Consider the following 9,808-nt stretch of genomic DNA (forward strand, 5'->3'; position numbering starts at 1 on the left):
CGCGCCGTCGTTGCCGTTGCCACCGGCGCCGCCGTCACCGCCGTTACCGATCAGGTCAGCATTCCCACCGTTACCACCGGCTCCGCCGTCGGCACCGGCCGCGCCGTTACCGCCGTCACCGATCATCCCGGCGGCCCCGCCGCTACCGCCCTGCCCGAGCGCATCCGTCGCGCCGTTGCCGCCGTTGCCGAACCACAACCCGCCGGCCTCGCCATTGGCCGCTGCCAACGTTGAGTCCGGCGTGCCGTTGGCACCGTTGCCGATCAGGATGCCGGTGTGGCCAAGCTCTTGCCACAGCGTATTGAGCTGAGCGTCGTACGCCACGCCGGATGGGCTGGTGATCCATTCTTGCGCGAGCGTCTGCAGCATCGCGTCGAACGAACTAGCAGCAGAATCAGGCGCCGCCACCAGCGCCGAATCCGCAACGCCCACACCAAGATTGCTGCTGGCGGCTAGGTCGGCGGTGGGCAACCCCAGATCGGCCAGAGGATCCACACCGGGCACGGCACCAAGGCCGGCCAGACCGGAAAGGGAACCGGCGATGGAGTTGATGATGGGGTCGATGATCGAGTCAAACCCGTCAGCGTGGACGGCCGGCGCGGTAGCCAGCGGAGTCATCGCCGTCGCCAGAAACGCCCCGGCAGCCGCAACCGGACCGATCACCCGCTGTCGGCGGGCTTTGCCGTTGCGCGAGCCACGATTCCGCTTGCTTGACGGCTGAGCCATCGCCGGCTCCCTGAAAGGCGCTGAGGTTCTTAGGTATCTCTAAGGTAGATGCAAGATAGTCCTCAGGCGAGGAGTTGTCCGCCAAATCCTCGAACACGATGAAAAGTTCCCCAGCCCGTCACCGACTTGACCACCGCGAGCTTCGCGAGCCCAGCCCTCTGACGCGCGCAGGTCACAACGAGGGGCTAATCAATGCCGGAGACCATTTGGTAATTACTGCGATGTCAGTTTTCCGAATTGCTGGCAAGCGATACCAATACACCTGATGCCAATGTTAAAGAAGTTGTTCGAACCGCGCTCCGCCGCGAAAAAAATAATGCGCTATTTGTACAGGTAGCAAAGCCGAACATGGTATTCGGCGATGCAGTCACGTTTGAAATTGCCGCCGGTGGGCTACGCCGACTTGGTGCGGTCCCGTCCGAACATTGGGAACCGCAAAAACCACAAGGAGCGAAGAAGGAGCCCCATCGTGAAGTTCACGACGACCACTGTCAAGACGGCCCTCGGTGCCGCGGGAATAGCTGCGGTGAGCGTTGTCGCTGCAGCAGCTGCCTCAGCTGCGCCGCCAAACATCCAGGGATTCGGTACCAGCGAACCGCTGATCGACGGGCCGATGGTGACCACCTACACGGTGAGCAACCTGCAACCCAGCAACATCGCGATTCCTGGCTTCACCCCTAAAGGAACGCTCTACCAGGCAGACATCACCGCCAAGTCGGAAGGCGGAGTCGTTACCCCCATGGTTAGAGACTTCAGCGCCCGCGGGCCCAACGGTCAGACCTACAAGCTGATCGACAAGGTTGAGGTCCCGAATGGTCTTAACCCTGCGCCGATCCCGCAAGGCAGCGAATCGACGGGCACCCTCTACTTCGACGTAACGGGCGCGCCGCCTAATGGCGTCGTCTATAACGACGGAATGCAAGACATTCTGATGTGGACGTCGAACGTGCCGGGGGCCGCTGGGCCTGGTGCACCGGCGAACTCAACTCCGGCACCGGGTGCGCCTCCTGGCCCGGCTACCTAATCCGGTTGCAACTATCTCCCCGCGCCACCCCTAGTGGCGTGGGGAGGTTTGCGTATTGGGTGGCTGACTGGGTCCCCGCGCCCTAAGAGCAACAACGAGATTGGCTAACCCGCTTCGTAGCTCGAACCAAAGTTGAGGAGTTGTAGGGACCACAATTCCCGGGCCATCGGTAACGAACTGTGGCACGCTGCTTTACGCTCAGAACATGCGCGATCGGGACACGATCGACTCCGAGTTGCGGCGCCTGGCAGCGCTGCGCCGGTCAATCCGCGAGCACGGCGGCGAGCTGTCCAGTCGTCAGATCGACGAACTTCTTGACGAGCGCCTAGGGCACCGCCCGGAGGCATCGAAACCGCGGTCGCTGCCGACACCGGGCCGCACTGCGACGAAGCCGACGACCTCACGCCTTAGCGGGCGAAAGGGTGTGCTGGGCCGCTTTGGCCGCCTTGCGGCGTTGCCGCTATCTCTGGTGGCCGCCGCCACCGTGTTGGTGGTGATGTTTACGTTTCACAACACACACCCAGCGGCGCAGTCGACGGAAGTCCCGCCGTCGAGTGCGCGACCTAACCCGGCCGTGCCGAAAGCTCCCGCCCCGGCTGCGCCGAAAGGACCCGCTCCAGCGGTTGACATTGTCGACAGGGCGTTGATCGACGCGTTGAAACAGGAGGGCTTGCCAGTTCCCAGCCACGAATACGTGACGGTCCACGGGCACGCGGTCTGCGACTTCCTAGCGCACCAACCCAACTTCGAAGAGGCCGTCAGCTTCGTGCAGCGAACGTCGATATGGGACGCCAATCAAAGCGCCGACTTCGCTGCTGGTGCCATCGTCTCGTACTGCCCTCAGTACAAACCCGGAAGCCCAGACCAGACGCAGCAGGCATCCCAGGATGCTTCTGCGGATATGCAACGCATCGAAGGTGATCTTCAGCGCATCCAAGGCGATTTGCAAGGCATCCGAGATGGTCTGCCGGCGATCCCAGGCCATTAAGTGAAAGCGGTCTAGTTGTCGGGCTGACAGGATTTGAACCTGCGACCACTTGCCCCCCAGTCATCGGCACTGGGTTCGCACATGTGCGCGGATGACCGATTCCCGCAGGCCACAACGTTTTTGGTACGTCAGCGAATGGCCGCGAACACCCCCGGAGTTATTCACCAAGCGGGCCATCCAACGGGTGACCCCACGGTGAACGGTCAACGAACTGAACCGGAAGCTGACACTGCAGTAGCAGCACCCAAATACCCTTGGCCGCATGTTCTTCGGTTGCATCAGAAAGCTCGCCGCATTGCTAATGTTGTCAGTCGCGGTGTTCCTCGCATCGTGCGCTTTGTTTCAAACCACCTCCGCGCCGGCTGGGATGGGGCGAGAAGTCGTTGACGGAAAGTTCGCGTTCATCGTCACCAAAGTCCACACCTCCCCCACATTCGGCCACACACGTGCCCAAGGTGCCTATGTGATCGTGTCGATGGCAGTCAGGAACGTCGGCACAGAGACACAGATGTTCGAGTGGGCCGCTCAGAGGTTGAAGGACCGCACTGGGCGTGAGTATTCGGCGAGCCTCATGGTCCCACCGCTATTCGGAGACGTCGTCAACAGCATCGACCCAGGTCTTCAGGTGAGCGTCAAGCTGGCATTCGACATGCCGCCCGATGCGAAACCGACCCAGATCGTGCTGCACGATTCGCTGTCCTCACACGGAACACCGGTCAATCTGACGCAGCCGCCATCCCCACCTGCCCCGCGCGGCTAACGGAAGATGACCGCGCTAGTCGGAGTGGTCTTCGACCGCGGCACCGGGCGCGTGCGTGTTGATCGCCTCAGCACAGAAATACGTTTGACTTGCGTCGGGCTGACAGGCCCTAGCCACACGGTGTAGGCGCAGTAGGCCAAGAACACCAGCATCCGCATCGCCAGATCAGCGGCCGCGAAACCGAAGCTCCCTCTTCTCCACGAACGCCTGCGCCGCTTCCCAGTGGTCTTCTGTCAGGCCCGTATGGATGTGGTGTGTGACCTCGAGGTCCATGCATTCCTCGAGGTTGCCGTGGACCGCCCGGTTGAGGTTCTCTTTCATGTAGCGGTAGGCGATCGACGGACCCTCGGCCAACCGCCGGGCCCGGTCCATCACCGCTTTCTCGAGCTCGCCGGCCGGGAAGACGGCGTTTACCAAACCCAGCTTCTCGGCCTGATCGGCCGTGAGCCGCTCTGAGAAGTAGTACAGCTCCTTGGCCTTCGCCGGGCCGACCAGTCTGGTCAAGAACCAGGTTCCGCCGTAGTCGCCGGCGAAGGCAACGCGAGCGAAGGCGGTGGTGAAGATGGCGGTTTCGGCCGCGTACCTGAGATCGCAGGCCAAGGCGAGCGACAGGCCGGCGCCGGCAGCTGGGCCAGGAATGTGTGCGATGGTCGGTTTCGGCATCCGCCACAGCTTCCCGCTGGTCGCCTGCTGGTTCAGACGCTGCCGGTGGATCGCCACGTCGACCGGTACCGACGGCCGCCGGAAGATCCCCGGTCGGCCATGGCCTTCACGTCGCCCCCCGCCGAGAAGGCGTCGCCCGCTCCAGTCAGCACCACGCACCCAACCTCATCGCTGAGTTCGACCTGGGCCAGGACTCGTCCCAACGCCTCGACCATGTCGTTCGAGAAGGCGTTGCGCCTGGATGGCCGATTCATGGTGATCACAGCTACGCCGTCGTCCACCTCGGCCAAGAGATCTTCGGTGCCGGTGTCGAGGGCCGTCATGGCGCACGCACTACGAACCGCACTCCGCCGATCTCGGCGACCGGCCCGTCACCGTTTGGCAGGCCCGGCAAGCCGGGCGTCAACCAGAGTTCGGTAATGCCTTCGGCTCGGCCGTCGACCGCCGAGACGAACCTCAAGGATTGGCCGGCCGGGTCCAGCCGGACCAGGGCTAGCCCACGGTCCACCTCGGCGTCGAGACCAAGAACCCGGGCCCACCGCTGGGCCGCCACGGCCGGTTCTTCCACCTCCACCGTTATGCCGGCGATGCCGCCCGCCGGGTGATCGGGCGCCGTTCCGGTCCATGCCGGTCCCGCCCATCGCCACGAGTTGGTCGGCGACGCCCAGTCGAGCGACACGATCGCCCCCGGGGTGTCCTTGGGGTGCAAGTGGGTGCCGGCGATGTCGTCGAGGTCGACCTTCCACACCACACGTATTCCCAGATCGGTCACCCGCCGGCGGGCCTCTTCGAGCGAAGGCATCTGGAATATGGCCATGTAGCCGCTGTCGGATCCGCGACGGGCGAGATAGCGCCCGGCGGTGGTGTCAGGTTGTACGGGAGAGACCACCTCCACGAAGGTGTCGCCCACAGGGAATACGGCGTTGATCAGCCCGAACTCTCCGACCCCCGGATCGTGGAACGGATCCGGCCAGCCAAACGTCTCCTGGAGAGCGGTGACGGTCTTCTCGCAGTCGTTGGCGACCAGCGCCACCTGGCGTAGACGAGGACCGGGCAATGGGTCTGGCATAAGTACCCTCTCACGGCAGCGACGTACGACCACCGTACCTGGGCTCCAACGGAGCGTGCCCTACCTCCTGCCAGCACCGGCCAACTGCCATCCAAGTAGCTGCCCCCGGGCCCTCATCGCCGAAGACCTGCGCGCAACGCCGGCACCCCTGGTGCTCGCGCAGATGGAGTGCTACACAGAAGGAGCGCAGCCAGCCGACACCCGTCGCGATGGCGCGGTGCGGCAACCAACATGTAGGAGGTGGTTGCTGTGCTTCATCCCGATCCATTCCGTGACATCGATAGACTCGCTGCCCAGCTGCTCGGTACATCGCCCGGATCCGCCCGAGTCCCACTGGCCATGCCGATGGACCTCTACCGCTCCGGCGATCACTACGTCCTTCACGCCGACCTCCCGGGGGTGGACCCCGAGTCGGTGGACGTCAGCGTTGATGGCGGCATTCTCACCGTGACGGCACAACGCAGCGAACGCACCGAACACGACGTGCAGTGGCTGAGCTCCGAGCGCTTCACCGGCAGTTACCAGCGTCGCCTGTCGCTCGGTCAGGACATCGACGCCGACCACATCGCCGCCACCTATCAGAACGGGGTGCTGACCATAACCCTCCCCGTGGCGGCAAGGGCCAAGCCGCGCCACATCGAGATCACCCCCGGGACACGGGAGGAAACAAAGGTCATCGAGCCCAGCGAGTCATCCGACCAGCACACCACGACCTAACCTCTTTTCACCGGCGGGTCCAGGCAGGTCATGCCTGGCAGCCTGGGGGGCTGCGAACACGTCGATGGCGATCAGCTCGGCGGCATCGACCTGTTCACAGGGGTGCTGAATCACGCAGGGATGCAACAACTGGACCTCTTGCGTTCATCTCCCGAATCAGTTTCTCCACGCTCGTCTGGTGGTTTCCGTATGATCCCAGTTCCCGCGACGGTCCCAGCGGATGTTGTATTGCGTACCATAAACTTTCAAAACGACTATTCATTTTCCTGTTTCTTTTAGGTATTAAACATAGCACAAATAGGGTCACTGACCTGCGATTATCGAATTGGGCAAGGCCGCGACATGACGAATTATCGCGTTGAGCTGTCTGATGGCGGCATCGCGACCCCGCAGGCCTACCACTGACCTGCGTGAATCTTGGTCGGGCTGACAGGATTTGAACCTGCGACCACTTGACCCCCAGTCCACCAGAAGTGGTTTTGAGGTGTGCCAGCATGGCCCGGACGTCTCACCCACCAGCGAAAACGGTCCCCCATGGTCCTGGACGATCCCAGCGCGTTTCACCGGTCTTGTGACACCGTTGTGACAACAAGATGCTTTGGGTCAGCGCTCCTCCGGGGTGCTTCCTTGCCGATGCGGCGATTTGGGTCTAGCGGTGTACGTACATCCGCCGTACACTAGGCTCTGCAGGAAAGGAGGTGCCATCGTGGCAGTCAAGACAAAGCGCTTCGAGCTTCGCGCGGAGGAAGCGACCCTGGACCGCATCCAACAAGCCGCCAATGTTGTGCATGAGCAGACCTCGGAGTTCGTGCGGAAAGCTGCGATGCAACGCGCCGAGGACATCCTGCGCCAAGAGCTGGTAACGGTGATGGAGCCCGACCAGTTCGACAAGCTGATGTCCTCGCTGGATGCTGCCGACGCTGCGCCGCGACTGGCGGCCGCCGCACGCAAGCCGGCGGTGTTCAAGAGGCGCTGATCGATGTTCGAGTCCGCGCGGCTGGCAGACGACCACACCCTGGAGGGGTTCGACTGCGGCAACGAGTCGCTGAACACCTGGCTGATCCAGCACGCTCGGCGCGCGGATAGCAGCGGAGTAGCGCACGTGTACGTGTGGACCCCGCTCGGGGAACCAAAGGTCTGCGCCTATTTCGCCATCTGTCCCACCGAGGTCGTACGCACAGATGACGGCGTGTCGGGGCCCATGGCTGGGGGCTATTCCCGCATACCTGGATATTTGATTGCACGCCTGGCAATCGATGCAGCGCTGCGTGGGCAAGGGTACGGCGAGCAGTTACTCCTAGATGCACTGGGGAAAGCCGTCGCCGCATCGGAGATCGGCGGAGGGCGGCTGGTCGTCGTCGACGCGATAGACGACGAGGCACAGTCATTTTACGAGCACTATCACTTCGTACCTGTCAGGAACCGCGAGCGCCGCCTGGTAATGAAGGTGTCCACCGCGGCAAAGGCGCTCGGGGAGCGCTGGCGGGACTGAACACCTGTGCCGGGCAGGAGCAAGCCTGCTGGTGCCGCAAAAGACAGGAGACGAAGCCAAAAAGCAACCCCGAAGCGTACGGTGACGTGGGCGAACGGTCCCACGACGTCTCGCCGAGATTCAGCCGGTCCGCCCAGAGTTGTGACAACGTTGTGACAAGGTTCGGCGCCTCAACGACGACATCGAACAGCAGCAGCAGCAGCGGGAAAGTTTGGAGCACAGCACGTCTAACGTCGGGGTAAATGTCGGTCACCCAGGTGACCAAGGCCCTGGCGGACCAGTGTCGCGAGGTGCCGACGGCGGAGCATCGGGTGGCGGCGGGGCAAGCCAAGGCGGCTGCTGGGGCGGCAGGGGATCCTGCTGACCGATACAGATCACCGTGCAACCGGGAGTCTTCGGGACCACCGACTGCGACGGCCAAATCGGCTGCTGGGCGGGCATCGGCGATTGGCCGAAGTCGATCAGCGGCATCTGCGCCAGCGGGTCGGTGGACGGCAGGCCGTGGATATTGAGCGGCAGCCCCGGCCCGAGCCCCTCCGGATTCTCCAGATGTAGGTCACCCAGCGGCGGTGCCGGCCCGGTCACCGGTGGCAGGTCTACCGGAACTACGCCGGAGGCATAGGCCGCGGCCCAGCCCAGCACATTTCGGGCGTATGGGATCGAGTTGTTATAGCGCAAGATCGCCGCCATAACCTGCGACGGGTCGCGCAGGTTCAGCCCGCCGGTGCACAAGTATCGGGCGGCCGCCAGTGCGGAGTCGTAAAGGTTCTGGGGATCGGCCACGCCGTCGCCGTCGCCGTCGGAGGCATACCGTGCCCAGGTGCCGGGCAGGAACTGCATCGGGCCCATTGCGCGCGCGTAGTTGACTCGACCGTCGACACTGCTTTGGACGATCACCTCGTTTCCGGACAGCGTGCCATCCAGCGCAGGTCCATAGATCGGCCGGACCGCGGTACCGCGGGCATCGGTCGCACCGCCGTTGGCGTGTCCAGACTCGATACGTCCTATACCGGCCAAGAGATTCCAGCTAATCCCGCAATCAGCGCTGGAGGTGGCCATCATTTGCTCGGCGTTACGGTATGCAGCCAGAGCCATCGACGGAATACCCAGTGCACTAGGCGAATTCACCACGGTGGACGGCGGCGGAGCCGACTTGGTGGCCGCCGCGATATGTAGGCTGGCCGGCGGCCGCGCGACGGCGACCACGGCTGGTCCGGACGACTCACTCCCGGCGGCTGCAACAACCGCCACCGAAGTAATGGCAACGCGGGGCAAAGCCGGTGTGGGCGGGGGCAGTCGGCGCGCCACGCCGCTGACAGCACAAGCAAATACCAAGGGAGTTATCGCTGCGACGCTCAACGCTGGATTCCTCCAAACGGCCAAGGCTGTAAGCGATCTGCACATCAAAGCAGGTCCCTGAGTGTGAGGCCTCAGGCGGTGACGCGCCACCTTGTCCCCTTTCTCCCACACGCCGCAACCGGTGCTGCGTTAGTGGCCCGCCTGAGCCCGGATCGAGGCGGTGTCCGCCTCCTCGTCGCGGTGGCGGCCAGAGGCGGCGTCGTAGTCGTGGGCGGGCTGGTTGTTCGCGGTCTCAAGCGATTCGAGGATGGCTTCCTGGGCGTCCTTGGGCAGCAGGTGCAGGTTCTCCCGGACCCGGGCTTGGCGACGAGCGACGGCCTTGCGCTCCGGCATGCCGGGGGTCGCGAGGATCTGTGGCGGCACACCCTCGACCTCCTCGACACCGCCGTCGACATGGCCGGCCTCCAGGTGGGCCTGCTCCTCGGCCATGGTGGCCTCGTCCTTTTCCTCCGACATCCCGATCGGCCCGATACGGCGCCCGTTGAGGAACTGCCGCACCACCGGCTCGTCGCTGGTCAACAACACCTCACGCGGGCCGAACATCACCAGCTTGCGGCGGAACAGCATGCCCATGTTGTCCGGCACCGTGCGGGCGATGTTGATGTTGTGCGTCACGATCAAGATCGTGCAGTCGATCTGGGCATTGATGTCGATCAGCAGCTGACTCAAATACGCGGTACGGACCGGGTCCAGACCCGAGTCGGGCTCGTCACACAAGATGATCTTCGGATCCAACACCAGCGACCGGGCCAGACCGGCGCGCTTGCGCATACCACCGGAGATCTCACCGGGGAACTTCTTCTCATCCCCGCCCAGCCCCACCATCTCCAGCTTCTCCATGACCACGTCACGGATCTCGCCTTCCTTCTTCTTGGTGTGCTCACGCAACGGGAACGCGGTGTTGTCATACAGGTTCATCGACCCGAACAGCGCGCCGTCCTGAAACATCACCCCGAACAGCGTGCGGATGTCGTAGAGCTCCTTGGCCGAGCACTCGGTGATGTCGGTGC

Annotated in this window: 12 protein-coding genes; 6 read left to right on the forward strand and 6 right to left on the reverse strand. The window is 63.6% G+C overall.

The genetic code is table 11. The features are described 5' to 3' along the window. Window positions 1-726, reverse strand: a 726-nt coding sequence (locus WAN71_RS25055; protein ID WP_422227910.1) for a PGRS repeat-containing protein, incomplete at its 3' end; no start/stop codon positions are given. Window positions 727-1,195: 469 nt separating this feature from the next. Between WAN71_RS25055 and WAN71_RS25060 the strand changes: the two genes are divergently transcribed. From WAN71_RS25060 to WAN71_RS25070, 3 genes are all read left to right on the forward strand, one after another. Beyond that, the gene (locus tag WAN71_RS25060; RefSeq protein WP_422227911.1) at window positions 1,196-1,750 is read left to right on the forward strand and encodes an MPT63 family protein; all 555 of its coding nucleotides are present in this window, start codon (window positions 1,196-1,198) and stop codon (window positions 1,748-1,750) included. A gap of 205 nt (window positions 1,751-1,955) precedes the next feature. After that, window positions 1,956-2,738, forward strand: a complete 783-nt coding sequence (locus tag WAN71_RS25065; protein ID WP_422227912.1) for a DUF732 domain-containing protein — start codon at window positions 1,956-1,958, stop codon at window positions 2,736-2,738. A gap of 262 nt (window positions 2,739-3,000) precedes the next feature. After that, complete coding sequence (locus tag WAN71_RS25070; RefSeq protein WP_422227913.1) at window positions 3,001-3,498, forward strand: DUF4352 domain-containing protein; 498 nt, start codon at window positions 3,001-3,003, stop codon at window positions 3,496-3,498. A 165-nt stretch (window positions 3,499-3,663) separates the two neighbouring features. Here WAN71_RS25070 and WAN71_RS25075 read toward each other — a convergent pair whose 3' ends face one another. From WAN71_RS25075 to WAN71_RS25085, 3 genes are read right to left on the reverse strand one after another with little or no spacing between them, the layout of a single operon-like run. Then, window positions 3,664-4,218: an enoyl-CoA hydratase-related protein gene (locus WAN71_RS25075; protein WP_422227914.1), complete on the reverse strand. Its 555-nt coding sequence runs from the start codon at window positions 4,216-4,218 to the stop codon at window positions 3,664-3,666. After that, the gene (locus WAN71_RS25080) at window positions 4,194-4,484 is read right to left on the reverse strand and encodes an enoyl-CoA hydratase/isomerase family protein (RefSeq protein ID WP_422227915.1); all 291 of its coding nucleotides are present in this window, start codon (window positions 4,482-4,484) and stop codon (window positions 4,194-4,196) included. Before WAN71_RS25080 ends, WAN71_RS25075 begins: the two co-directional genes overlap by 25 nt. Next, complete coding sequence (locus WAN71_RS25085) at window positions 4,481-5,218, reverse strand: VOC family protein (protein ID WP_422227916.1); 738 nt, start codon at window positions 5,216-5,218, stop codon at window positions 4,481-4,483. Before WAN71_RS25085 ends, WAN71_RS25080 begins: the two co-directional genes overlap by 4 nt. A 261-nt stretch (window positions 5,219-5,479) precedes the next feature. Here WAN71_RS25085 and WAN71_RS25090 point away from each other — a divergent pair, with 261 nt between their 5' ends. The 3 genes from WAN71_RS25090 (at window position 5,480) to WAN71_RS25100 (ending at window position 7,439) form a co-directional block, all read left to right on the forward strand. After that, window positions 5,480-5,947, forward strand: coding sequence for an Hsp20/alpha crystallin family protein (locus tag WAN71_RS25090; protein WP_422227921.1), 468 nt, complete (start codon window positions 5,480-5,482; stop codon window positions 5,945-5,947). Window positions 5,948-6,653: 706 nt separating this feature from the next. Beyond that, a complete protein-coding gene (locus tag WAN71_RS25095; protein ID WP_422227917.1) occupies window positions 6,654-6,923 on the forward strand; it encodes a DUF1778 domain-containing protein in 270 nt (89 codons plus the stop codon). A 3-nt stretch (window positions 6,924-6,926) separates the two neighbouring features. Then, window positions 6,927-7,439: a GNAT family N-acetyltransferase gene (locus WAN71_RS25100; protein ID WP_422227918.1), complete on the forward strand. Its 513-nt coding sequence runs from the start codon at window positions 6,927-6,929 to the stop codon at window positions 7,437-7,439. A gap of 249 nt (window positions 7,440-7,688) precedes the next feature. Here WAN71_RS25100 and WAN71_RS25105 read toward each other — a convergent pair whose 3' ends face one another. Both WAN71_RS25105 and WAN71_RS25110 read right to left on the reverse strand, forming a co-directional pair. Beyond that, window positions 7,689-8,843 carry a lytic transglycosylase domain-containing protein gene (locus WAN71_RS25105; RefSeq protein ID WP_422227919.1) on the reverse strand — a complete coding sequence of 385 codons (1,155 nt, stop codon included), beginning with the start codon at window positions 8,841-8,843 and terminating at the stop codon, window positions 7,689-7,691. An 84-nt stretch (window positions 8,844-8,927) separates the two neighbouring features. Continuing rightward, window positions 8,928-9,808, reverse strand: an 881-nt coding sequence (locus WAN71_RS25110) for an ABC transporter ATP-binding protein (protein ID WP_422227920.1), incomplete at its 5' end; no start/stop codon positions are given.

This window comes from Mycobacterium sp., assembly GCF_049280035.1.
Lineage (GTDB): Bacteria > Actinomycetota > Actinomycetes > Mycobacteriales > Mycobacteriaceae > Mycobacterium.